The sequence below is a fragment of the Acidithiobacillus ferrivorans genome, from assembly GCF_016250455.1.
GTDB classification, from domain to species: Bacteria; Pseudomonadota; Gammaproteobacteria; order Acidithiobacillales; family Acidithiobacillaceae; genus Acidithiobacillus; species Acidithiobacillus ferrivorans.
On record NZ_CP059488.1, the window covers coordinates 1,164,672 to 1,189,718 of the forward strand.

Sequence of the window (25,047 nt, forward strand, 5' to 3'; positions counted from 1 at the left end):
GTTTACCGGCGCGGGAGGAAAATACGCGCCAGAACCCGATGACCCAGGATCTCATGCAACAGCGCCATGCCGATATGGGCGTACCAGTACACCCAGGCGAGGTTGGCGATGAGGCTATGTAGATCGGCGACGTTGCCGACGAAAGGCGTTTCCGCACCGTTCTTTGGATAGGTGAAAAAAAGTACGGCGCCGGTGGCCGCCATAGCGGAGACGGCGAGGAATCCCAGCCCATGGACGAGCCCTGCCAGCCCCCCTTCGGGGCCTCCCTGGGGTAATTGAAAGCGCCGGATCTGGCGTAATTCCACCAGGAGTTTCGCCCGTCCTTTGGCATCCCAGGGAAACAGGTGGCGGAAGCCACTGTCGTCACGAGTGAGCAGTGCGCTCCATACCCAGTGGGCGATGATGACCCCAACCGCAGCCAGACCCACCCACTCATGGAGTTCAAAGGATAGGGCCTGGGTAGATGTCAGCACCCGACCCGGCTTGGGATGTTCCATGATCAGGCTGATGAGGAGCTGAAAACTCACGGTGAGCGCCATGCCCCAGTGAAGGAGGCGGGTGCCGGTATTCCAGTAGGTGACATGCGGGGTTGAACTCTGTTCCATAGGCTGATTCTCCTTGGGTGTCGGTTAAATCGTCAGCACGATCCGGCGTCTGATGATAGCATTGCCTGCTGACTAGGTTATATAGACCAATACCTTGTGCTCCGATTACACTTTAGGGTAACCGCCTTCTGCCGAGAACCGGCATCGCATCTATCCAGCGGCGTATTATCCTCTTTTTAGATGGGCCCCTAAAAATATCATAAAAAAGTCATTGATTTGTCACATTATCGACACATTCGTTGATTATGATACTCCCTCTTTGAAAAGCCCAAAGACTCTTTAAAAGTTTCCTTAGGGCTGCCGATCATAACTAGGGAGTGTCTTAAAATATGCGTAACACCACGAATTTACGTCCTATAATTGTTGCACTCATGGCCTCCGGGGTGATGCTGTCGAGCGCACTTGCCCTGGCCGATGGCGTCACTGCCAGCACGGCAAGTGCCGATCATGCTGCCGTCGACGTTGGTCAGGTTAATGCCGCGGCGCAGGGAACTTCTTACCTCGGGAGTAATGAGGCGCACTCCCTGAGTCAGAAAACCCGCTTTAATTCAGGACAATCGGTAAAAGTGCTGGGTAAACATGAATTGGCGGCGGCCGGTCCGGTGGGCGGCAGCGCGCAGGCGTTGTCTTACGCGCCGGGCGTCAGTGTCTCTAGCTACGGATATACCGGATCCACCAAAAATTCCATCAGCGTGAACGGGATCAAGCAGGGTTGGGGCGGTTTTTCCGGTGGCCAGATTGACAACGGCAGTCTTTCCGTCACCTTTGACGGCGTCCCCATGGTCAATCCCTCCAGTGGCCTCTGGGAGAGCCCGCAGGTACCGCAGAACGGCATTCTACAGGGCATAGGCATCACCTATGGTCCCGGCAATCCGGTGGATCGCTGGTATAACAACATCGGCGGCCAGATCGATTTTGTCCCCTTGCAGCCCACCACAACGGCCGGCGCCTCGATCAAAATGAGTTACGGCAGCTACAATACCAAAAACATTGTCTTCAACCTGCGCACCGGGAGCATAGACGGCTGGTCCACGATTCTGGCGGGTGGCTCCGGTTCCGGCAACAGCTACCGGCAAACCCCGAATGGTTTTGCTAACCCCAGTTATAACTACGCCTGGTTCCTGAAAACCCGCAAGACCTTCAGCAACGGTGACTTTTCGCTGGGCGCCTACCTGGCGAAAGGTTCCGGTTACCGGCCGGTATCCATCCCCCTCAGCCCTATTGCCGGTGTGACCATGGATGGTACGGCAAACTCGCCGCTGTATAGCCAGGCAAGCTCAGGGTACTATGCCTCACTGCCGGAAAACGTCTGGTTCAAACAGGACAGCAACAGCACCTGGCTGGTCTACAGCAAACTGAATATCGCACTGGACAGTATGGTGGGTCTGCATAACACACTCTGGTACCGCAATGGCCACCGTCTGCATTTCCACTATAACAACTACGGACTGTCCAATCCGGGTAATCTGTACGAATACAATAACCCACATACCAGTGTGTACGGCGACAAGCTGTGGTTTTCGGTGGCGCTGCCTTACAACGATGTGAACGTGGGCGGATTTTTCCTGAACAGCCGGTATAACTCGCGGAACGCCTTTTATAATACCAACCCGCCGTACAATGGTTCGTTATCCGTTCCGAATGCGCATTACCGCAGCAATTATTTCGATCAGACCGACCTCGCGGCGTTCATCCAGGATCGAATCAGCCCGATAAAAAGCCTGCATATCACACCGGGCGTCCGCTTCATCAATTATCAGACCAATTACACGCCTGCCGCGCAGTCGGATTTCGCTGCGGCTTATGCCTTGTATCCGCAGCATAATCAAGGTGCGCTCCCGGCTGCCAGCAACAGCTTCACCGAGGTGGAACCTTCGGTGGATTTCAACTGGCAGCCGATCAAATGGCTGGCGGTATTTGCCAGCTATGCGCAGGCTTACAAAGAGCCGCAGGTGGGCGGGGGCGGTGGTTTGTATCAAAGTACGCCTCCTATTTACAATCTGGAAAAAAGCGCAGACTACAACGCCGGTGTAAAGGTTCATTTTAAGAATGCTGCCTATTTGCACAATTTCCTGTTGTCCGCGAGCTTTTACCATCTGCATTATACCAACCAGTATATTCCGTTCACTGATAGTAATGGAAATTATCTGGGAGATGCGAATGGTGATTCCATCTATCAGGGTGTCAATATGACACTGGAAGATGACCCTATTTACAACCTGCATGTTTTTGCCAATCTCAATTTGGAAAAGGCGACCTTCGCCCACTACGTGACCGGCGGCGTCAGTTACAGCGGGTTGCCGGTATCCAATGTGCCGAGCAGCACCTTTAATATCGGCACGGCGTACAGTTATTATCTTGCGGGCGTGTTGCTGGAGCCACGGGTCTGGTATCAGTACACGGGCGCACAGAGCATGTTCAATGATAATACGACGGCACCCAGCCTGCAGAAAATGCCGGGCTATGGTACGGTGAACTTGGGTTTTGACAGCACCATCCCTACTCGTGGAAGGGTTCCAGGGTTGAAAAATGTCAAGCTGAGTGTCGATGTCCTCAATCTTACGAATAATCATTACAATGAGTTTCAGTATATTACGGCTGGTGGGCTTTTGGGTGGCAACTCGGCCGGGCAGGTACTGGCGTTGCCCGGTGCTCCGCTGATGGTATATGGAAGTGTTGCGGTAAACTTCTAGGTTTGCCGTTGCTTGTCATTTTCGGCAGAAAGGTTCCAGCGTGTTGTGTCTGGGGCTTTTCTGCCGATATTTATTCCTTGCGTGGTAGAGGGCTGTCGTGTTGCCGTGCGTTACAGCTCGGATCATTCGGCGCTAAGTCTGCGCTAATTCCGCAGTGGTAGTGTGAGCAACACGGTGGAAGCACAAGCATCCACCAGACCTCAATATATTGGAAAGGAGTGACATCATGGGGATATCAAATAAAGTGGTCATTAGCGTGCTGGGTGTAATTTTGAGCGCAGTATCCCTTAGTGCCTTCGCCTTCACCGGCCAGAATCTGGCGGGCAATGCTAAGGTATCTATCGAATCGGCCCGGACTATTGCCTTGAAGGCATACCCCGGCAAAATCACGGACGAAGAACTGGAGCAGGAGAAAGGTGGGAGCGGTTTGCGTTATTCTTTCGACATCAAAAACGGCCAGGTCACCCATGAGGTAGGCGTCGATGCTAAAACCGGGGCCGTTCTGGAGAACTCTACCGAAGGCACGCATCCGGATTGATCACTGGTTTTGCAAAAGCCCTACCCGCTCTCAGGTGGTGGGGCTTTTTGGTGGGCGGAGCCATCGGGAATATACTGGAGGTTACTTATGCGTATTCTCCTCGTTGAAGATGATCGAATGATCGGCGAAGCCATCACGGTGGCTCTGCGGGATGCGGCTTATGCCGTGGATTGGGTGCGGGACGGCGAAAGCGCCTTGCGGGCCATCGGCAACCAGGAGCACCAGGCGGTGTTGCTGGATCTGGGTCTACCCAAACTGGACGGCCGCGCGCTGCTGAGAAAGCTTCGGGCCGCTGGCAACACCTTGCCCGTTATCATCATCACTGCCCGCGATGCGCTGGCGGACCGGGTCGATGGCCTGGACCTCGGCGCCGACGACTATCTGGTTAAACCCTTTGCAATGGATGAACTGCTGGCCCGCTTGCGCGCTATCATCCGCCGTCAGGGCGGACAGGCCACCCCGGTACTCAGCAATGGATTGCTGCAACTCAACCTGAGCACCCGTGAAGTGCAGTATGGCGATGCACAAGTCCTGCTGACTGCCCGGGAATTCGCCTTGCTGCAAGCTTTGTTGCTGCGCCCCGGTGCCATTCTCAGCCGTGCCCAACTCGAAGAGCGCTTATACGGCTGGAACGAAGCCGTGGAGAGCAACACCATTGATTTCCTGATCCACGGCATTCGCAAAAAACTCGGTGCGGAGGTTATCAAAAATGTCCGTGGCGCCGGTTGGATGGTCGTCCGCCGGCCATGACACGTTCTCTGCAAGGTCGTTTGTCCATCGGATTGAGCATGGCTATTGTGTGTATGGGTTTGCTGGCCGGCCTGGCGTCGTTCTGGCTCGCCTTTGATGAGGCGCAGGAATACCAGGATGCGTCCTTGCGGCAGATCGCGGTCCTGATCCCCCCGGAACATTGGCCGACCGTGGAAAAGCCCGTTGCGACCCCTCCGGATGTGGACCCCGATGCGCGCATTGTGGTGCAAGCTTTAACGACATCCCAGCCGTCGACCGCAGCTTTGCTCAGGCTCCCGGTTCACTTGAGCAGCGGCTTCCACACGGTGAACGTGGGTGGCCAGAACTGGCGCGTCTTTGTCCGTCCGGTAGCGCCGGGTAAAAAACTCGCCGTTGCCCAGTCTACCGATGTTCGCAGTGACGCCGCTTTCGATAGCGCTCTGCGGACCCTGTTGCCACTTTTGCTGCTAGTGCCTTTGCTGATCGTATTTGCCCGCTATCTGGTCCTGCGCAGTCTGGCACCCGTGCATGCCCTGGCCCAGGCGGCAGATGCGCAGAATGCAGAATATCCCGAGCCTTTACCGGCAAGCGATGTGCCGGAGGAAATCGCACCCTTCCTGCGCGCCATCAACCGCCTGCTGGAGCGGGTTAGGCTGTTGATGACCCAACAACGCCGTTTTGTCGCCGACGCCGCCCATGAACTGCGGACACCGCTGACAGCACTCTCACTACAAGCGCAGAATCTGGAACGGGCGGAATCCCTCGCCGAATGCAAACAACGCCTGCTGCCTCTCAAAAGCGGTCTGGAGCGATCCCGTCATCTGCTTGATCAGTTGCTGAGTCTGGCCCGCCAGCAGGCGGCAGTGGCAGCGCATCAGCCGGTGGACCTTGCCGCTATCGCCCGTTTGGTGGTGGAAGATCTATATCCGCTGGCGGAGCAGAAAAACCTCGATTTTGGCTTGGAGCTGCACGGCGCGGTGTGGGTAGAGGGGACGGAAGCGGCGCTGCATAGCCTGATACGCAACGCCGTCGACAATGCCCTGCGCTATAGCCCGGAAAACGGTGAGGTGACCATTCGAATCCGTAGCGCTAGCGAAGAGGGTGTCGTGGAGGTCATCGACAGTGGTCCGGGCATTCCTCCAGAGGAATCGCATAGAGTATTTGATGCATTTTACCGCTTGCCGGACAGCGCGGAAGGCGGTAGCGGCCTGGGTCTGACCATCGCTCGTCATATTGCCGATCGACTCGGCGGACGCATAACACTCGGCTCGCGGAGCGACCGGCAAGGGCTGGTTTTTATGTATCGACAGCGCCTTGTCACGTTTCCTTGAATCATAAAACATGGTGGTAGCATCCTAAAACAAATAGTCCGTCATCACCCCTCACGGAGCGCAGGGATCATGTATTCGATTTTTGAGAGATCAGGCTGGTGGCGCCTTGTCGCGGTTCACGGACGCATCGTCCTTCCTCTGTGGCTTCTGACGGGCTGCGCCAGCTACCACGCACAGCCCTTGCGCGATCATCTGCCAGCTATGGCGAAGGTGGAGCGGGAAATGGCTGCCGCCCTGCGCCACAATCATCCCGCCAGTGCCCACCCGGTAAACCTGCACGCGCCCCTGTCCGGCAAGGATCTCGGAGAGATCGCAGTGCTGCTTAATCCGGACCTGCGGGCGATGCGCGCACAAATCGGCGTCGCCAAGGCGCAGGTCTTCGCGGCGGGCCTGCTGCCCGACCCGCAGCTTGCCCTGAGCGCCGACCTGCCCAGTAATGTGGCTGCTGGCTACTATAACGCCTACAGCATGGGGCTGAGCTGGAGCCTGGCCAGCCTGTTTACCCGCGCTGCGGATCTGCATGTTGCTCGGGCACAAGCGCATTCGGTGCAGTATCAGGTGGCCTGGCAGGAATGGCTGGTGGCTAACCAGGCGCGGATACTGGCCCGGCAACTGTATTATCTGCAAGAACAAGAGGCCGTGTCGCAGCAGGCCGCAGCCACTACGGATCAGCTCTACCGAACCTCGGTCCAGAATCTCCGGCTGGGAGACGCCACTATCACCACCACGGCGCTACGGCAAATCGCCTGGCTGGATAGTCAGGACCGCCAGTTGGCGCTGCGTCGGCAAGTGACCAAGGTGCGGCAGAATCTTAACAAAGTCATTGGGTTGCCACCAGGAATGCATCTCGCTTTGCGGGCGCCGGAAATGCTGAAAAATTTCCCCGGCGCAGCCCAACTGGTCCCTCTCGCTGATAGCCACAGGCTGGATTTGCTGGCTCTGCGCGCGGGCTATCAAGCCCAGGAAGCGCGGGTGCGCCGGGCGATTCTCGGCCAATACCCGGGATTTACCATCGGTTTTTCCAGGGCGGCTGACACCTCGAACATTCAGACTATCGGCCCCAGCATCCATCTCGATATCCCACTCTGGAACCGCAATCGCGGTGTTATCGCCGAATCCGAAGCCACCCGTGCGCAATTACATGCCGCCTACACCGCCCGCCTTTTTCAGACCCGTGCCGAAATCACCGCCCTGGTGGCCGATTTGCACCGATTGCATCAGGAAATTACCCCGCTGGAGCAGCAGGTACCACAACTGCAAAGTGCCGAGCAGCGCCTGCGGAGTGCGGCGGCGGAGCATAATGTGACTTTGATCGATTATGAGGCGGTACGCAGTCAGGCCCTCGCCAAGAGCCTGCAATTGCTGGCCCTCAAACAGGCTTATGCTGAACAACAGGTGGCTCTGGAAATGGCGGTAGGTTTGCCTTGGCAATAACGAGGAGAATGGCGGTGACGCGACGGATACCGGTATGGTTATGGGGTGGTCTGGGACTAGGGCTCAGTATACTGGCGCTGCCAGCGACGGCGGCGGTGGCAGCCCTGGTCCAGTTAACTCCCGCACGCGTGATGCCCTTGGCAGAGTATTTGCGGGCTTATGGTACCGTGGAATTTGCACCAGAGGGTGGGCGAACCTTGTCGCTGGAAGCGGAAAGTCTGGTCAGTCAGGTGCTGGTGGCGAGCGGCCAGCGGGTACATCAGGGGGAAGCGTTGCTACGGGTGGTCCCTTCCATCAATGATCAGCTCCAGTTGCAGCAGGCGCAGATTGGTGTGCGCTTTGCCCGCACGGACCAGCAGCGTTTGGAATCCCTGCGTAGCAGGCAGCTGGCGACCAATGCGGAGGTGCAGGTTGCCCGGCAAACTTTTGCCAGGGCGCAAGCCACCCTCCACGATCTACAGGCGCGTCTAAAGATTCTGCAAGCCGGTACGGTGCGCGCACCCATTAGTGGTGTTGTGGAAGCCGTGACCATCCATCAGGGTGATCTGGTTGCCGCCGGACAACCCTTGCTGCGCCTCAGCACCGGCAATGCCTTGCGTATTGTGCTGGGGGTTGAGCCGGAAGATTTACCCCGCGTAAAAGTGGGTGACAGCGTTCAGCTCCGTCCCGTTTACGGCGCTCAGTCCCCGTTATCAGGCAGGATTCGGCAGATTTATTGGCAGATCGATCCCAAAACACGTCTCACCCAGGTGGTCGTCCCCATGGCCGCCACCCCCAGTCTGCTGCCTGGGGCCATGGTGCGGGCGGAGATCATCCTGGGGCGCCATAAAGCTTTGGCTATTCCCGACAGCGCTGTTCTACAGCAGGGCGGTCGCGCTTATTGTTTTGTGGATGTTCACGGTAAAGCGCAGCAGCGCTGGATTGAAACCGGCTGGCGCGAAGCAGGCTGGATTGCGGTCAGCAAAGGACTGCAGGCGGGAGAGAGGGTGGTCAGCCTTGGTAATTATGAACTGCGGGATGGCATGGCCCTGCGTGTGGCCGGGAAATCCTGATGGGTGACTGGCTGCAACGGCACCGCCGTTCTCTGCTTTTCATGCTGGTGGTGTTGGTGCTGGCTGGATTGATGGTGGCGTTGAAAATGCCCGTCGCCCTGTTCCCCAATATCACTTTCCCGCGCATCGTGGTTTCCGCAGATTCGGGCAATATGCCCATCGCGCAAACACAAATTGCCGTCACTCGCCCGCTGGAGCAGGCCCTGCGCGCAGTGCCTGGCGTCCAGCGCATTCGCTCCACCACGGCGCGGGGCGCGGCGGAGATCTCCGTGCAGTTTGCCTGGGGTACCAACATGACTTCGGCCCTGCTGCAGGCGGAGTCGGCCGTCAATCGCACACTCCCGAGGCTGCCGCCCAATACCCGCTTCCGCGCCCGGCGCATGGATCCGACGGTTTTCCCCATTCTCGGTCTTTCCCTGACTTCCGATCGCCTTGATTCCGTGGCCTTGCGCCATTATGCCTACTATGACTTGCGCCCCTTGCTGCTGGCTGTCCACGGCGTAGCACAGGTGGATATTCAAGGCGGTGCGCAGGCAGAATATCAGGTGATCGTTGACCCCATGCGCCTGCAAAGCTACGGCCTGAGCCTCACTGATGTAGAACATGCCCTCGCCAATAGTAATATCATTACTGCGGTGGGACGTCTTCAGCGCCACTATCGCCTCTACCAGATTCTCAGTGAGAGCCCCCTGAAAAATGCGCAAGATATTGGCCACACGGTCCTCAAGACGGGTGCCAACGGCGTGGTGGATCTCAGTGATGTGGCGCAAATCCACCCCGGCACAGTTCCCCAGTGGACCACAGTCACCGCCAACGGCAAGCCTGCGGTGTTGGTTAACGTCAAGCAGCAACTCGGAGCTAATACGGTGGCGATTGACCAAGCCATACGTACTTTGCTGCGGCAAAACGTCGGTAGTATCCCGGCCGGAGTAAAAATCAGCACCTGGTATGACCAGAGCCAATTGATCACGGCGGCGGCATCCAGTGTTCGGGATGCCATTTTTATCGGTGCCGGGTTGGCGGCATTGGTGCTCCTCGCCTTTCTCCGCAATCTGCGGCTGACCTTCATCGTTGCCATCGTCCTGCCCAGCGTGTTGCTGGCCAGTGTGCTGATTCTCTATGTGCTTCATCAGAGTTTTAACATTATGACGCTGGGCGGTATGGCCGCTGCGGTGGGCTTGGTGGTGGACGACGCCGTCGTCATGCTCGAACATATTATGCGGCGCATCAGCGAACACCCTGGGGAGCGCGTGCCGGTGCTGCATTCCGCGCTGGAAATGAGTAAGCCGCTGGCGGGTTCTTCGGCGGCGACGATCGTCATCTTCGCGCCGCTGGCCTTTTTGTCCGGGGTGACCGGGGCTTTTTTCCAGGCACTGGCTATCTCCATCTCCGCCGCGCTGATTATTTCCTTTCTGGTCGCCTATCTGGCGGTTCCCATTCTGGCGGATGCCCTGCTGACCAGCCGGGATGCCGAAAGGGCCGAGCGGCCGGGTCGCCTCCTGGGCTGGACCAGTTTGCATTATGGCCAGGTGTTGGAGAAACTTTTGCGACGCCCCATACTGCTAGTGCCTATTTTGTGCGCTTTTCTGGCCCTTGGGGGCTGGTCCTATACCCAGGTGGGCAGCGGTTTTATGCCCTCTATGGACGAGGGGGGCTTCGTTCTCGACTACAAGGCCGCTCCCGGCACTTCCCTCGCCGAAACCGACCGCCTGCTGGAGCAGGTGCAACAGATTTTGGCGAAGACGCCAGAAGTGGCGAGTTATTCTCGACGTACCGGGCTGCAGCTTGGCGGTGGCATCATCGAGGCCAATGCGGGTGACTTCTTCATTCGTCTGAAAGCCCACCGCAACCGCAGCATCTGGCAGGTGATGCAGAGTGTCCGCGACCAAATCAACATGCAGGTGCCCGGTCTGCGGGTAGAAACCGGACAGTTGATGGAGGATCTGATCGGTGATCTTACCGCCGTACCACAGCCCGTCGAAATCAAGGTGTTCGGCGCGGACTCCCGGACGCTGGGAAAAGTCGCCGCACAAGTGGCCAAGCGTATCAAGACGGTGCCGGGTGTGGTGGAAGTTTTTGACGGAGTCACCATTGCCGGGGATGCGGTGGATATTCATGTGGATCCGGTCAAGGCTGCCCTGGCGGGAATGACGCCGGGGCAGGTCACCACGCAGTTACAGAGCCTGATGGAAGGCAGGGTGGTCAGCCTGATTCCCCAGGGGCAGGAGATGGTCGGGGTGCGGGTCCGGGCGCCCCATGATCGCTGGAATGAAATCCGCCGTTTGCGGCGATTACCCATTGTCGCGCCGGATGGCCATTATCTGGCCCTGGAACAGGTCGCGCGGATTCAGATCAAGGCCGGACAGGCGGAATTGCAAGCCGAAAATCTGAAGCCGATGGTTGCCGTCACGGCACGCATTGAGGGGCGGGCCATGGGTACGGTTATGGGCGTGGTGAAAGCCCGGCTGGCCCATCTGTCTTTGCCCCATGGGGTATATCTGCAATATGGTGGTCTCTACCGGGAACAGCAGAAGGCCATGCACGAGCTGGCGCTGGTCCTGCTCGCCGCCATTTTGCTGGTGGCGGTTCTGCTGCTTTTTCTCTATGAGCGCTTCACCATCGTCCTCAGCATTCTGGCGACGGCGTTGCTTGCCCTCGGTAGTGTTTTTATCGGCCTCTGGATCACCGGAACGCAACGCAACATTACGGCGATGATCGGTATCACCATGATTGTCGGGATCGTTACCGAAACCGCTATTTTTTTCTTTGCCGAGGCGCAGAATAGCGACGTCGCTGAACTCGTCAGGGCGGGAAGGACGCGTCTGCGACCGGTTCTGATGACGGCCATTATCGCCATACTGGCTCTGATGCCCCTGGCACTGGGCCTGGGAGCCGGGGCGGAAATGCAGGCCCCACTGGCCATTGCCATTATCTCTGGATTGCTGGCGGAGTTGCCCCTGGTTCTGGTGGTAATGCCGGGCATTTATGCCGCTCTGGAGGCCTTTAGCCGACGCATGGCGCGCTCGTCCCTAGAAAAGTCATAATTTATTCATGGAAATGATATATGGGTGTCATATGGCTTTACTACGCTTTTACTGCGTTGACTGTTCAACCAGGCGGGTAACATGCTTCGGCGGACAGAAGCGATAACCAAAGCCGGGAATCGTCTCCAACCATCTGTGTACCCCCGTATCCTCCAGTATCCTCCGTAATCGGTAAATTTTTACTACCAGCGTATTCGGTGCGATATATATCTTTTTTCCCTCTGCGAGGACTTGTAGAAGCTGGTGATAAGATATCGCTTCATCGGGGTGTGTCACCATATATTCAAAGAGCCGGAAAAGTTGTTTTGGCAGATAAAGTTCATGGCCGAATATCGAAACTCTGCGAGAGCGGGGATCTAATTGAATCTGCCCTGGTAACTTTGCCAGTTCCATGCGGCGGATAGTCATCTCGTCAGCAAGTCTGCGGAGATGGGCCATCAGGAGCCCTTCCCCGAGAGCCCACGGAATAAAGGCGGCGGCTCCCGCTTCAATCGCGGCGACCGCTATCGATCCGCTGTCTGCTTCTGTACTATCTCCTATGACCAGAAAGGGCGCTGTTTTATGACAGATATCCCGCAGGAACCGGAGATGTTCCCGGGAATTATCTGGCCATCCATATACTACAACGTGGTATATTTCGACACCTTCTGAGAGTTTTTCTACATCTTGCTGGGAGGTGATCCTCTGCACGCGGTAGCCATTTTTTACCAGAGCGTATTCGACCTCCTGCGGACCTGACTGGTGTGCGTTGGGCGCAATCAGAAAAATTCTGCGCTCTTCCGGAGGGGTGTGAATACATGTTGGCAGATGCAGCCATGCTAGGGTCTCCATAACTACTGCATGGACGTGTTGTAGATAGATGTTACCTAAGAGAATATTGAACATTAGAATGACTCCACACTGGTTATCGCTGGATTATTCATATTCATAACGACGGATCGTCAGGCTATGATCACCAACGGCTGGTTGGCAGTGTCGGACTATCCATTATTTATGGTAACTTCCTAATGTGACACTATCATGTCAGTTTTGTGACACTAAGATGACGATTGCCAACGAAGCGGCAGCGCGTGTTAGCACAGCCCTGAAAACCCCGAGGTGCTACGAGGATGCGAAGGTGGCTGCAAAATAGTGGTCGCAGGGCTGCCAATTTGACCCATTCAGCTTTATGATGGAAAGAGAAGGCAGAAGGGAACCGCCATTTGAGCTATAGCGCCGAGCAATTTACCGTCCTCAAGGGGCTGGAGCCGGTCAAGTTACGTCCGGGGATGTACACACGAACGACCTGCCCGACCCACATCATTCAGGAAGTGATCGACAATGCCGCTGACGAGGCGCTGGCCGGACAGGCGACACGCATCGACGTCACCGTCTGTCATGACGGTTCGGTGATCGTCGAAGATAATGGCCGAGGTATCCCAGTGGGCATACCACCCGGCGAATCCCGCCCGGCCGCCGAGCTGGCCTTCACAACCCTGCATGCGGGCGGCAAGTTTGACAAAATGGGCGGGGAGTCGGCGTATCGCTTTTCGGGCGGTTTGCACGGGGTGGGCGTTGCGGTCACTAATGCCTTATCGCAAAGGGTGGAAGTCGAGATCAAAACCCGCGATCCTCAGGGAACAGGGAATGGTCGCTATCGGTTAGCGTTTACCCAGGGAGATGTCAGTGAGCCGCTGACCCGGCTGGAAGATTGTGGCCAGCGCACCCATGGCACGCGAGTTCAGGTATGGCCGAACGGGCAGTATTTCGACTCGGCTAAAATCAATGTCCGGGAGCTTACCCATCTCCTGCGCGCCAAGGCCATTCTCCTCCCCGGCCTGCAAGTGACCTTTACCCTGCCGGAGCTGGAACCCGTAGTCTGGAAGTACAGCGAAGGTCTGGCGGAATATCTCGCAGAAATCGTCGCTGATCTCGAACTGGCCACCCCGATTTTTTCGGGGGCCTCTTATCAGGACGGAGACACTAATGGTTTCGCCAAAGGGGAGGGCGCCGCCTGGGCCTTGTGCTGGAGTGGCAACGCGATGCCCAACCCGGAAACTTACGTCAATCTGATCCCGACATTGAACGGCGGTACCCACGAGTCGGGTTTCCGGGCCGGGGTCTTTGAGGCCGTGCGCAGTTTTATGGAGCACCACAGCCTCGTCCCCGCCAAGCTCAAACTGGTACAGGATGATGTTACCGGCAAGATGGCGCTGGTGCTCTCCGCCCGGGTGCTTGATCCGCAGTTTCAGGGGCAGACCAAAGATAAACTCACCAGCCGCGATGCCCATAAGTTGATGGCGCAGACCGTGCGTGATCCGCTCGAACTCTGGCTCAACAGTCATCCGGGTGCGGGGAAGGCGATCGCCGAGTTGGCGATCCAGAATGCCCAGGCCCGTACCCGTGCCGCGCAAAAGATCGAGCGTAAGAAGGGCTCTGGCCTGGCGACACTTCCCGGCAAGTTGACGGATTGTGAAAGTGAGGATATTCAGCGCAATGAGTTGTTTCTGGTTGAAGGAGACTCTGCCGGCGGTTCGGCCAAGGCGGCGCGCGATAAGGAATATCAGGCCTTGCTGCCGTTGCGCGGCAAAGTGCTCAACACCTGGGAAGTGGATGCGGACCAGATCTTCAAAAACCAGGAAGTCCACAATATGGCGGTGGCCCTCGGCATCGAGGCCCACAGTTTTCAGGCGGACCCGGATCGGGTGCTGGCGGGACTGCGCTACGGCAAAATCATGATCCTGTCCGATGCCGATGTGGACGGCAGCCATATTCAGGTGCTGATTCTGACCTTATTCCTCCGGCACTTCCCGGCTCTGCTCCAGCGGGGGCATGTTTTCGTAGTCAAACCACCTTTATACCGGGTGGACACCACCTGGCGCGGCCGGGCCCGCAAAATCTACTGCGAAGCCGAAGCCGAGCGGGACGCGGCAATAGATCGTCTGCGCACCGAAGGCGTCAAGGAAAGTGCCATCTCGGTGCAGCGTTTCAAGGGCTTGGGTGAGATGAATCCGGATCAGCTCTGGGAAACCGCCATGTGCCCTGATACGCGTTCCCTGGTCCCGTTGTCGATGGCCGCTGCTGATCAGGCTGCTCTGCATGCACGTTTCAGTCTGCTGATGGCCAAGCAATCGGCCGCCGGGCGCCGCGAATGGATGGAGCGGGATGGTTGGTCAGCAGACATTGATATTTAAGGCGAGGGCTTTCAGGCATGACTAACACCCGGGATCTTTTCGATCTCATCGGTAATGCGCACTCCCCGGAAACCGGGGCGGTCACCGGTAACGCTCCGGCGCTGGTGTCACCCGAAGCGGTGCAGACGGTCGCTGCATTATCCGCTGCCGCGCCAGCATCACCGCCTCCGCCAGCCGGGGATGGTGCTTCGGACTCTAGCGAAGCTCCCGAGCCGCCGCTCGCGGAATATGCCGCGCGTGCTTACCTCGCCTACGCCATGAGCGTGGTAACCGGGCGGGCGATCCCGGCGCTGGCCGATGGCCAGAAGCCGGTGCAACGGCGAATTCTCTACGCCATGCGCGACATGGGGCTGCAACGCTCCCCTAAGCATGTAAAGTCCGCCCGGGTGGTGGGCGAGGTGATCGGCAAATGGCACCCCCATGGTGACACCTCGGTGTATGACGCCATGGTGCGTATGGCCCAACATTTTACCCTGCGCTACCCTGTGGTGGATGGTCAGGGCAACTTCGGCTCTCTGGACGGCGATTCGGCCGCCGCCATGCGCTACACCGAAGCCAATCTGACGCCCATCTCTGAATTGCTGCTGGCAGAAATAGATGAGGGTACGGTCGATTTCCGCAGCAACTATGACGGTACCCTGGAAGAGCCCGTCACCTTGCCCGCCCGCTTACCTTTCCTACTGATGAATGGGGCCTCCGGCATTGCGGTCGGCATGGCCACGGAAATTCCGCCCCACAATTTGCGTGAATTGGCGCAGGTCTGTGCGGAATTGGTGTTGCGTCCGGATATGGCCGATGACGAGATTCTGCTCCAGATTCCCGGCCCCGACTTTCCTGGCGGTGGCCAGATTATTTCGCCGCCTCAGCAAATCCGCGAGGCCTATCTGTCGGGGCGTGGCAGTATCCGGGTGCGTGCCCGCTGGGAGGTCGAAAAACTGGCGCGCGGGGAGTGGCGTATCGCGGTACAGCAACTGCCGCCAGGGGTGTCCACCGCACAAATCCTCGCGGAGATAGAAACCCTTTCCAACCCACAGGCCAGAGGAGAGGGTAAGAAAAAGGCGCTCACTCCGGAGCAGCAGACGACGAAAAGCGCCATGCTTTCCCAGATGGATACTGTGCGCGACGAGTCGGGCAAGGCCCACGCCGTGCGGATCGTCATCGAACCGCGCTCGCGCAACCAAGACCCGCAGAGTCTGATGACCTACTTGCTGGCCCGCACCTCGCTGGAATCCAACCAATCGGTGAATCTCACGGTACTGGATCTGGATGGCAAAGCACCGTGTATGCCGCTCACCAGGATATTGCGGCAGTGGGTGCGCTATCGGGTGACTACCGTACGACGGCGCAGCCAGTTCCGCCTCGATAAGGCCCTGGCGCGCATCCATATTCTCGAGGGCCGTTTACGGGTGCTGCTGGATATTGACGCGGTAATCCGTGTGATCCGCGAGTCCGACGACCCCAGGGCCGACCTCATGGCGCACTTCAATCTCAGCGAGATTCAGGCAGAAGACATCCTGGAAATTCGCCTGCGGCAACTGGCGCGTCTGGCTGGTATTGAGCTGGAAAAAGAACTGGACGACAAGCGGGAAACCGCCGATTACCTTGGCGCACTGCTGCGCAATGAATCGCAGTTGCGCGCCCTGATTGCAGAAGAAATCACCGCCGATGCCCAGAAATTCGGTGATGATCGTCGCACTCTGCTAGAAGTTGATGCAGCGATCACGAACAAATCCATCCAGACCATCGCTGCTGCCGTCACGGACGAACCGGTCACGGTGATCGTCTCGCAAAAGGGCTGGCTGCGTACTCGCTCCGGTTACGGACTGGATACGGCGGCTCTGGGATTCAAGGAAGGCGATGCCTTGCTGCAAGCCTTCGAGGTGCGATCGGTGGATACGCTGGCCTTGCTGGATAGCGCCGGGCGAGCTTACTCTATCGCGGTCGCGCAAATACCCGGTGGGCGCGGTGACGGCATTCCGGCCTCCAGTCAGGTGGACTTTCAGTGCAGCGCCGGGCTAACGTCGGTAGCCTGCGGAGCCAGCGACAGCCTGTGGTTGGTGGCTGGAACCGGTGGCTATGGATTCCTGGCAGTACTGGAAAATATGACCGGCCGGAACCGGGCGGGCAAGGCATTTTTAACCTTGAACGCGGATGAGCGGCCGTTGCCGTTGGTGCCGGTCACCGACCTTCAGGCCGAAACCCTCTGCTTGTCTTCCGATGGGTATGGCCTGCTATTCCCGCTGGCAGAGGTCAAAAATCTGCCCAAGGGTAAAGGTGTCAAACTGATCACCCTGGCTGCGTCGGCCACCCTGCAATCCCTGTCGGTATATAGCGAAGGCCAACCCTTGCCGCGCGGGTTGCGGAAAAATCGCATGGAAGCTTGCCGTGGTCGACGGGGAGGGCGGGGCAGGATGGCGCGTTGAGTCTTTTATGGTAGCGCGTCTTTTTGGTGCAAGCGCACTCGTATGATGTGCTGCCGCACCAAAAAAGGGCGATGATTGCGGTGTCCTACCCTCTGAATGGTAGTGACGTAAGGAACGCATTTTGCAGTAGCCGCAGTGCAAAGGTCGGATATTGCTTGCCGACACACCCTCTGAGGAGCCGTAATGTTTATCAAAGATATGCTGCGCCGCGATGCGCAACTCACCAGCCTACGCAATAGTCTGGGAGACGAACACACTCCGGTATTCTATAGCACGTTCGCAGATGATGCTGGTGGTCTGCACGATCCCATTACCGGTGCTGTGCTGATTTCTCCTGCTTTGGCGCAACAGTCTGTGGACTCCCAACGTGCCTTGCTCGCCCGCGAATTAGGACGCGTCTCGGCCCCCAAGCGAACTAAGCGCTGGCGGATAGGGGTTGCTGCGCTGTTACTCTGCTTCATCCTGGACATAGTCTTGATGAAAGTGGTGTTGCCACTGATCCCCGAGCTGATGGATGCGGGTGTGGCTACGGCCTGTTTTTGGATGGCGGTCTGGCAGTTTCGCACGCTGTATACTTCTGCGACGACCACACTGTACGCCCGCCATGCCGATGCCTGGGCCAGGGCGCGTGTTCTCGATTACGACGACCTGATCGGCAAAGTGATGGCCCGGCAAAGCATTGCCCGCTATGTCCGAGCGACACGTTAACCGCGTGATTCAGCGCAATGACATCAGGCAGCCAGCGCCATCACCTGTTTTGCGTAGGTAACTGCAGGGATTGGAATGACCCCCTCTGCCACCGCTGTAGGTCCTGCATTATAAGCCTCCAGCGCCAGGCGCAGTTGACCGTGGAAGCGTGTCAGCAGGCGGCGCAGATAGAGGGCACCGCCGATAATATTGGCACGTGGCTGCCAGGGATCGACGTGCAATGCTTTACTGGCGGTCGTGGGCATAAGCTGCATGGGACCAATGGCACCGGCGCTGCTGACCAGGTTTCGGCCGCGGGTCTCCACATGCACAACCGCGGCGATGAGTTTGCGGGAAAGGCCGGTCTGTTTGGCGGCATAGAGCACATCGGCGCTGTAAATGCCGGCGAGAAGCCGCCATGCGCGGCGCGGCGCGGGTGTTGCTATAGCTTGCGAAGTGGCTGTGCTTACGTCCCGGATAGGCTCCAAGGCATGCAGCACAGGCATCGCCATCTTTACGGGGAGGCGTGGAAGGGTGCGCTGGAGGGGTTGTGGAGCACTAATAAAAAAGAAGCTTAGGCCGGCCGTCATAGTGGCCACTAGGAGTTTTTTCAAATCAAAATAACCGAGTTTCCATAAGGGCCATTGTTTATACTCGTATTTCTCTGGTATGGCAACTTTTTGAACGGAGTGTCGATGTACTTTTCTCTGTGTACCGCGGATTTTCAGGGCGCAATGGTTACTCAATCGTACCTACTTTACATAGGGAACTTCATGCAGTTTACTGGGTGCGTTGAACATCATGGGCAACCCGGGATAGAAGCAGGAGCTTGACATTATGTGGCTGATACATCGCGCGGAAGAGCGCGGCAGAACCGGGGCGAAGTGGCTGAAAAGCGCGCATAGCTTTTCTTTTGGCGAATATTATAATCCGGAAGCGGTCAGTTTCGGGCCATTGCGGGTGATCAACGAAGATGTGGTTGCCCCCCAGTCTGGTTTTCCTATGCATCCGCATAAGGATATGGAAATCATCACCTATATCCTCAGTGGCGCTCTGGAGCATCGGGACAGTATGGGTAATGGCAGCGTTATCCGCGCTGGTGATGTTCAGTATATGTGTGCAGGAACGGGCGTGCGGCATAGCGAATGGAATCCCTCGGTAGATACGCCGGTGCATCTGCTGCAAATATGGGTACTGCCTCCACAAAACGCTCTACCACCCAGTTATGATCAGCGGCATTTTGCCGACGTCGCGAAGCTGAATTGCTGGTGCCTTTTGGTGGCCCCTGATCGCGAAGATGCGTTAGTGGTGCACCAGAATTTTCGGCTGTATGCCAGCATACTGGATCAGGGTGCAGAGCTTGGCTATCAGCCGACAACCGCGCGGCGTCTGTATTTACATGTGGTGCAAGGTGTAGTGCAAGTCGGAGACCTTCTGCTCAGTGCTGGAGATGCAATCTCCGGGTCCGAGGGCTTGTCGGTGATAGCGACACAATCGGCGGAGTTGTTGTTGTTTGATCTGCCATAAATGGCGTCCATGGCGTGTCGATTTTATGCGATTTCCTGGCAAAGTACGCAGCGGTTTTTTACAATATCCCGTTCCATGCGCATTTGTGCCAATTCCTTCCGGAGCCGTTGATTTTCCACTTCCAGCTCTAATTCCAAATCGCATTAGAAATAGAGTTAATTATGTACTCCCATCCGGCGATGGATTTCACCCGCGCATGGTCCACCTCAAGGGCACGAAGGCCGGCGACCAACTGGTCTTCCAGCGCCCCCAGACTGTCAAAGGCCCGGTTGTGAAAATACTTCTCCCGCAACGCGTCCCATCGGTGCTCTTGAGGATTCAGTTCCGGCGAATAGGGTGGCAAAAAGAGCAAGCGTAGATTTTCTGGCAGCTTGAGATCGTTACTTTTGTGCCAACCGGCACCATCGACCATCATGACGATGTTATCACCGGGATAACGCTGGGCAACCTCGTCGAGGAAAATCTGCATGCACCTGCCGCTGACTTCTGGCAGAACCAGGGAGTCCATACGTCCGTCCTGGGGTGATACGGCCGCATAGGCATAAGTGTATTGGTAGATCAGCATGCCTTTCACTTCGGGGCGCGTCGGCTTCTTGGCCCAGCAGTAACGGGTGTCGCTGATCCGCCCAAAGCGCGCTTCGTCCTGGTACATTACGCGCAAAGGGCGGGAGGTCGGAAACATCGCCAAGACTTCGGCTATGGCTTCGGGCAGTTTTTTTTCCAGACTTCCCGGCGTTCCGCATCGCCCTGTGGATGGTAGGTATCGGGAGCGAGCTTCCGCCAACCGTGGCGTGCCAACATGCGATAGACCGTCGAAAGCGCCATGGGTTTTTCCACCTTCTCCTCAATCAGCGGCTTGAGTTGAGGAATCACGACGATGCCGCCCTTTTGTGCGTCGGCCAATACTTCGTCGAGAATGCTGGCCTCGCGTTCCAGATCAGCCAATGCATGGTTGCGCAATGCGGTCTTCGCCTGGGGCGGCGCCATAACCCCTTCGGCAACCTTCGCAAAACGCGTGCGAATCGCACAAGTGGTATTCACGGAGCGTCCGATGGCCCGCGCCGTCTGCTCCAGGCTCAATCCCAAATTCAGGGGCAACAGCACCGCCTGTGCCCGCCTCAGTTCTTCAGCGGTCTTCGCGCTGCGCAACAACTCTCGTGCCGCCACCACATGCTCTACGCCACCTGCCGGACGTGCCATGCCATGACCCCCCTGAAAAGCATGGCATATTATCACTGCTTATAACGCAAATTGGAATGAGTCACTTCTGACCCAAATTTACCGAGCCACAACGCCACCCAGAGGGCTGGCGAGGAGGCTGCATGTCTAAACTTCAGCTTTGTTTGCAATGCTGATTATTTTGTGACAAGGTTTTAAATAGGTTCTTCTTCTGTGACGTCTTGGAGGTGCCATCATGGCTAACGGAAAAAAGATTAAACCGAAGGAATATGCATTACCTTCTGGTGGCTGGGGTTCGATGCGGGGTATAGCGAGTATTTTTTCTCGTGAGCATCCAACGCGCGGCGTTGTTCAAACGTTGATGCGTCAGAATAAGCCTGAAGGATACATGTGCACTTCATGTTCATGGGGCCGCCCGAAGCATCCACATAAGTTTGAGTTTTGCGAAAATGGTGCCAAGTCAACCATTTGGGATTTGACTGAAGATCGATGCAAGCCTGATTTTTTTGCCCAGCATACCGTTACGGAACTTCTGCAATGGCAGGATTATGACCTGGAGATTCAAGGTCGCCTCACAGAACCAATGCACTATGATCCTAGCACCGACAACTATATACCTTGCAGCTGGGAAGATGCCTTTACTGGAATTGCAGCAGAGCTCAACGAGCTAGATCCGAAAACTGTAATATTTTATACCTCAGGTAAGGCGGCTCTCGAAGCCGCTTATCTTTATGGCCTTTTTGCACGTTTTTATGGCAACAACAACTTACCTGATAGCTCCAACATGTGTCATGAGACGACTTCAGTTAGCCTCAAGAAGGTTATTGGTACAGCTGTTGGCAGTTGTGTGATGGAAGATTTCGATCACTGTGATGCAATTTTCTATTTCGGACAGAATCCTGGTACAAATAGCGGACGGTTTCTACATCCACTACAAGAGGCAGTTAAAAGGGGCTGCAAAATTATTGTATTTAATCCAGTAAAAGAGAAAGGATTAATCGAGTTTTTAAACCCACAGGACCCTCTGGAGATGCTTACTGGACGAGGCACAGATCTGGCTCATATGTATCTACAGGTTAAACCTGGTGGGGATATTTCTGCAATAATGGGCTTATGTAAACATGTAATTTCCGTAGATGATACTCTCAGAAAAGAGGCGCTCGATAGTATTCTTGATGTGAAATTCCTCGAACAACACTGTCATGATTTTAACGAATTTGCGCAACAAGCACGTGAAACCAGTTGGTCAGATATTGAAATGTACTCAGGATTGCTGCGTGCCGATCTGGAAGCCGCTGCTGAAGTGTATATTGCAGCAGAACGCGTAATTGGAGTGTACGGTATGGGTCTTACTCAGCATGTACATGGTTCTCAGGGCGTCGGTATGCTGATTAACCTCCTTTTACTCAGAGGTAATATTGGTCGTTTAGGTGCCGGAATTTCGCCCGTTCGTGGCCACTCCAATGTGCAGGGGCAGCGTACAGTAGGCATCTCTGAAAAACCAGATCTTGTACCATTGGATCGTCTCGCTGAACTTTTTGACTTTGAACCTCCTAGGGATCATGGCCTAACCACGGTAGATGTCTGCCATGGTATTCTTCAGAATGAAGTACATGGCTTTATCAGTCTTGGCGGTAATTTTGTACGCGCCATTCCGGAACGGAACACCATGGAACAAGCATGGACAAATCAATCTATTACGGTATATATTGCAACCAAGTTGAACCGAAGCCATCTCATTCATGGACGTAATTCTTGGCTACTACCATGCCTTGTGCGCGCCGAGGAAGATTGCCAAGAAAATGTTCCTCAGGCAGTAACTATAGAAGATAGCTTTAGTCACATACACGGCTCTATTGGAAAAGTTAAACCTGCCAGTCCACATCTACTCTCAGAGCTTGCCATCATCACGGGTATAGCCAAGGCAACCTTACCTGATCATCCTAAATGGTGCTGGGATGCATGGACATCTGACTACGGTAAGGTGCGTGAATTGATTGAATTGACGTACCCTGACGATTTTAAGGATTATAATCAACGCATATTTCAGGCTGGTGGTTTTTACAGGGGAAATACTGCCCATGAACGTGTCTGGAAAACCAGCAGCAAAAAGGCCGAATTTACCTGCCCATCGGTTTTATCTGCATTGGGAGTTGGTGTAGCACCGGGTCGATATCACTTGATCACAATGCGCTCTAACGACCAGTTTAACACCACAATTTATGGCTTCAGTGATCGCCTACGTGGCCTTGAAGGCTCCCGTGAAATTCTTCTGATCAGCCCAGAAGATATGGAACAGGAAGGTTTGAATGAAGGTGATGTGGTGAGTTTGTTGAGCGATGCAGGTGATGATGTGATACGTGAAGTTGGCGGCTTAAAGATTACGCCCTTCAACTTGCCGCGTGGCGCCCTTGGCGGGTATTATCCAGAAATGAATCCTCTTGTTCCTCTCTGGTATCATGACGAGATGTCAAAAACACCCGCTTCAAAGGGCGTGCCGGTTCGTATACGACGTTAGCATATATGTGGGTTTTGGTATGACAATAGCAGGTCAACAATTATTGGGTGAATACTTTAATCAGCGGGAGAAGGAAAGCCGGCCGCGACCCTGGAGATGAACAGAGGCAGAAGGGAAATGGACATCGGGCCGCATCACGGTCAGACCCACCTTGGCGTATTTGATGATTGCCGCGTCCAGCGACATAAAACCTCTCAAGAAACACTTTTTATGGTCTTGAATATGTTACAGTTACGAAACGACGGTTTCACCGGGAACCAGTCTCATGCCCATCTTTTCAGCGCGTTGAGCCAGTTGCCGTAGCACCCGTTCTCGGTAGCGCTCCTCGTAGTAGTCCTGACCCTGGTCGGTATATTCCTCACCTTTGGTGAGCATCATGTAAATCAACCGAGCCAACTTATGTGCCGCCGCAGTCACCGCTTTGGGTTTGTCCATGCGCGCGTAATACGCAAATCGCATTGTCTGGACGAAATGCTCCACGGAGCAGTCCGTAACTCATGAGCTGCTGGAGCCACTGACAATCCAGCACGTCGGATTTACGTCCAGAAACGTTCTTGACATGGCGCGCATTGACCAGCAGCACGGTGAATCCGCGCGATTCCAGCAGTTCGAAGAGCGGTGAAACTGGCAAACTCCCGTACCGGTTCGTCATCACGATCCGCAGGCACCGCGATATAAAAGGCACCATTGTCTCTTCGGCCTTCTGCAGTGCCACGCTTATACTTTGCCATTAAACAGAGTCACAGCGTGTTTCTTCGGCGCGATTTGCGGCACCCAGGGCCGATTACTACGCTCCCTTTCGACATAGGTTTAGGCATAGGCACCCGCCATAAACCCGTCAATGATGCATTCGAGTGTCCGATTGGGCTGCCTTACCGACTATTCCGCCTATTCCTGAAACGTCATTTCACCGAAGGTCGACGGCATCCTCTAGCAGGTTCATCTGGCCAGTATCCGGCGGAACCGCCTCGACATTGACCAGGCCGCTCACGGCCACCCCCAGCAACCGGACAGATGCGTGCACCGGCAACCCGGCAGGGATGGCCTTGGCCAATAGGCCAGGCAAGCAGGCAGAGATGGCTTCCGTGCGCCAGATCGTCTGCGCGTCGGTATGCGCCCGGGTGACCGTCGCGAAATCCGGGAAGCGTGCCTTGATGCTCACGGTACGCCCCGCCAGCCCCAGCGCCTGGAGACGGGCGGACACCTGTCCCGCCATCTGCTGCAGGGTGGCCAGCATGACCTGCGGGTCTGCCAGATTCTTCGGGAAGGTGCGCTCGGTGCCCACGGATTTCCGCTGGTGGCTCGGTTGAACGGGGCGTCTGTCGATTCCTCTGGCGATCTCATAGAACCAGAGGCCAGCCTTGCCGAACTGCGCGATCAATGCCTCCCGTGACGCATTCCGGAGATCCAGGACCGTATGAATCTCCATCGATAACAGCTTTTTCACGGTGGCCGGGCCCACGCCGTGGAGTTTGCCAACGGAGAGTGGCGCCAGAAAGGCCAACCCGTGTTCGGGTGGAACCACAAAGAGTCCGTTGGGCTTGCGCCAGTCGGAGGCGAGCTTGGCAAGCAACTTGTTGTAGGACACCCCCGCCGAAGCGGTCAACCCCGTTTCCCTCTCGATGCGCGCCCGGATCTCCCGGGCGATCTGGACGGCCAGGACCCCATCGGCGGTGGCCGCGCTCACGTCCAGAAACGCCTCGTCCAGCGACAGGGGTTCCACGAGGGGCGTATAGCACCGCAGGATTCCCATGACCTGACGGGAGACCTCCCGATAGGCCTCCATGCGCGGGCGGAGAAAAATCGCCTGGGGACAGAGCGACCGGGCACGGGCTGCCGTCATGGCAGAGTGAATGCCAAAACGGCGGGCCTCATAGCTACAGGTCGCCACGACGCCCCGACCGCCAGGATCGCCAGGATCGCCGCCGACGATGACGGGCTGACCGCGCAGCTCGGGCTGGTCCCGTTGCTCCACCGCCGCAAAGAAGGCATCCATGTCCACGTGGATGATCTTGCGGAGTTTGGCACCGTGTTCTGAATGTGGATCCGGCAATGGACAGTCTCCTCAACTGCTCAGATTCTAGCAGGAACCGGCTCGGGGAGGGGACGATGAG

19 protein-coding genes and 1 pseudogene are annotated in these 25,047 nt (G+C 56.4%); 12 read left to right on the top strand and 8 right to left on the bottom strand.

All coding sequences use genetic code 11. From position 1 onward, the window contains the following. Nucleotides 1-2: 2 nt before the first annotated feature. Nucleotides 3-605: a cytochrome b/b6 domain-containing protein gene (locus H2515_RS05895; RefSeq protein WP_014029500.1), complete on the bottom strand. Its 603-nt coding sequence runs from the start codon at nt 603-605 to the stop codon at nt 3-5. Between the two features lie 329 nt (nt 606-934). Here H2515_RS05895 and H2515_RS05900 point away from each other — a divergent pair, with 329 nt between their 5' ends. The 7 genes from H2515_RS05900 (at nt 935) to H2515_RS05930 (ending at nt 11,426) form a co-directional block, all read left to right on the top strand. Continuing rightward, on the top strand, nt 935-3,298 hold the full coding sequence (locus H2515_RS05900; protein ID WP_198661165.1) for a TonB-dependent receptor: 2,364 nt from the start codon (nt 935-937) through the stop codon (nt 3,296-3,298). 226 nt (nt 3,299-3,524) lie between these two features. Further along, complete coding sequence (locus tag H2515_RS05905) at nt 3,525-3,836, top strand: PepSY domain-containing protein (RefSeq protein WP_198661166.1); 312 nt, start codon at nt 3,525-3,527, stop codon at nt 3,834-3,836. A gap of 87 nt (nt 3,837-3,923) precedes the next feature. Beyond that, nucleotides 3,924-4,586, top strand: coding sequence for a response regulator (locus H2515_RS05910; RefSeq protein ID WP_198661167.1), 663 nt, complete (start codon nt 3,924-3,926; stop codon nt 4,584-4,586). After that, nucleotides 4,583-5,896: a sensor histidine kinase gene (locus tag H2515_RS05915; RefSeq protein ID WP_198661168.1), complete on the top strand. Its 1,314-nt coding sequence runs from the start codon at nt 4,583-4,585 to the stop codon at nt 5,894-5,896. The genes H2515_RS05910 and H2515_RS05915 overlap by 4 nt, the downstream gene beginning before the upstream one ends. Before the next feature lie 69 nt (nt 5,897-5,965). Further along, nucleotides 5,966-7,330: a TolC family protein gene (locus H2515_RS05920; protein WP_226837003.1), complete on the top strand. Its 1,365-nt coding sequence runs from the start codon at nt 5,966-5,968 to the stop codon at nt 7,328-7,330. 8 nt (nt 7,331-7,338) lie between these two features. Further along, complete coding sequence (locus tag H2515_RS05925) at nt 7,339-8,382, top strand: efflux RND transporter periplasmic adaptor subunit (RefSeq protein WP_198661169.1); 1,044 nt, start codon at nt 7,339-7,341, stop codon at nt 8,380-8,382. Further along, nucleotides 8,382-11,426 carry an efflux RND transporter permease subunit gene (locus H2515_RS05930; protein WP_198661170.1) on the top strand — a complete coding sequence of 1,015 codons (3,045 nt, stop codon included), beginning with the start codon at nt 8,382-8,384 and terminating at the stop codon, nt 11,424-11,426. The genes H2515_RS05925 and H2515_RS05930 overlap by 1 nt, the downstream gene beginning before the upstream one ends. Before the next feature lie 48 nt (nt 11,427-11,474). On the opposite strand, the gene H2515_RS05935 is transcribed toward H2515_RS05930, so the two are convergent. Continuing rightward, nucleotides 11,475-12,311: a winged helix-turn-helix domain-containing protein gene (locus tag H2515_RS05935; protein WP_198661171.1), complete on the bottom strand. Its 837-nt coding sequence runs from the start codon at nt 12,309-12,311 to the stop codon at nt 11,475-11,477. 317 nt (nt 12,312-12,628) lie between these two features. On the opposite strand from H2515_RS05935, the gene H2515_RS05940 reads away from it, so the two are divergent. The 3 genes from H2515_RS05940 (at nt 12,629) to H2515_RS05950 (ending at nt 17,730) form a co-directional block, all read left to right on the top strand. Then, nucleotides 12,629-14,599: a DNA topoisomerase IV subunit B gene (locus H2515_RS05940; RefSeq protein ID WP_198661172.1), complete on the top strand. Its 1,971-nt coding sequence runs from the start codon at nt 12,629-12,631 to the stop codon at nt 14,597-14,599. A gap of 17 nt (nt 14,600-14,616) precedes the next feature. Beyond that, on the top strand, nt 14,617-17,022 hold the full coding sequence (parC, locus tag H2515_RS05945; protein ID WP_198661173.1) for a DNA topoisomerase IV subunit A: 2,406 nt from the start codon (nt 14,617-14,619) through the stop codon (nt 17,020-17,022). Nucleotides 17,023-17,205: 183 nt separating this feature from the next. Further along, nucleotides 17,206-17,730: a hypothetical protein gene (locus H2515_RS05950; protein ID WP_035190257.1), complete on the top strand. Its 525-nt coding sequence runs from the start codon at nt 17,206-17,208 to the stop codon at nt 17,728-17,730. 23 nt (nt 17,731-17,753) lie between these two features. On the opposite strand, the gene H2515_RS05955 is transcribed toward H2515_RS05950, so the two are convergent. Beyond that, the gene (locus H2515_RS05955; RefSeq protein WP_198661174.1) at nt 17,754-18,299 is read right to left on the bottom strand and encodes a transglycosylase SLT domain-containing protein; all 546 of its coding nucleotides are present in this window, start codon (nt 18,297-18,299) and stop codon (nt 17,754-17,756) included. Nucleotides 18,300-18,546: 247 nt separating this feature from the next. On the opposite strand from H2515_RS05955, the gene H2515_RS05960 reads away from it, so the two are divergent. Continuing rightward, nucleotides 18,547-19,236: a pirin family protein gene (locus H2515_RS05960; protein ID WP_014029487.1), complete on the top strand. Its 690-nt coding sequence runs from the start codon at nt 18,547-18,549 to the stop codon at nt 19,234-19,236. A gap of 127 nt (nt 19,237-19,363) precedes the next feature. Here the strand turns inward: H2515_RS05960 and H2515_RS05965 are convergent, their stop codons facing one another. Together H2515_RS05965 and H2515_RS05970 are read right to left on the bottom strand one after the other, a co-directional pair. Then, complete coding sequence (locus H2515_RS05965) at nt 19,364-19,918, bottom strand: IS630 family transposase (protein ID WP_232821578.1); 555 nt, start codon at nt 19,916-19,918, stop codon at nt 19,364-19,366. Nucleotides 19,919-19,932: 14 nt separating this feature from the next. Further along, nucleotides 19,933-20,436 (bottom strand): winged helix-turn-helix domain-containing protein, encoded by a 504-nt coding sequence (locus H2515_RS05970; protein WP_198661176.1) that lies wholly within the window; start codon nt 20,434-20,436, stop codon nt 19,933-19,935. 214 nt (nt 20,437-20,650) lie between these two features. Here H2515_RS05970 and H2515_RS05975 point away from each other — a divergent pair, with 214 nt between their 5' ends. Continuing rightward, nucleotides 20,651-22,933, top strand: a complete 2,283-nt coding sequence (locus tag H2515_RS05975) for an FdhF/YdeP family oxidoreductase (RefSeq protein WP_065412457.1) — start codon at nt 20,651-20,653, stop codon at nt 22,931-22,933. A 231-nt stretch (nt 22,934-23,164) separates the two neighbouring features. Here H2515_RS05975 and H2515_RS05980 read toward each other — a convergent pair whose 3' ends face one another. The 3 genes and pseudogenes from H2515_RS05980 to dinB all read right to left on the bottom strand — a co-directional run bounded on the left by H2515_RS05980 (nt 23,165) and on the right by dinB (nt 24,986). Continuing rightward, on the bottom strand, nt 23,165-23,311 hold the full coding sequence (locus H2515_RS05980) for a hypothetical protein (RefSeq protein ID WP_172804417.1): 147 nt from the start codon (nt 23,309-23,311) through the stop codon (nt 23,165-23,167). Between the two features lie 58 nt (nt 23,312-23,369). After that, a pseudogene (locus tag H2515_RS05985) lies at nt 23,370-23,549 on the bottom strand (IS110 family transposase); the annotation flags it as partial. 291 nt (nt 23,550-23,840) lie between these two features. After that, nucleotides 23,841-24,986 carry a DNA polymerase IV gene (dinB, locus tag H2515_RS05990; RefSeq protein ID WP_198661177.1) on the bottom strand — a complete coding sequence of 382 codons (1,146 nt, stop codon included), beginning with the start codon at nt 24,984-24,986 and terminating at the stop codon, nt 23,841-23,843. Between the last annotated feature and the right edge of the window lie 61 nt (nt 24,987-25,047).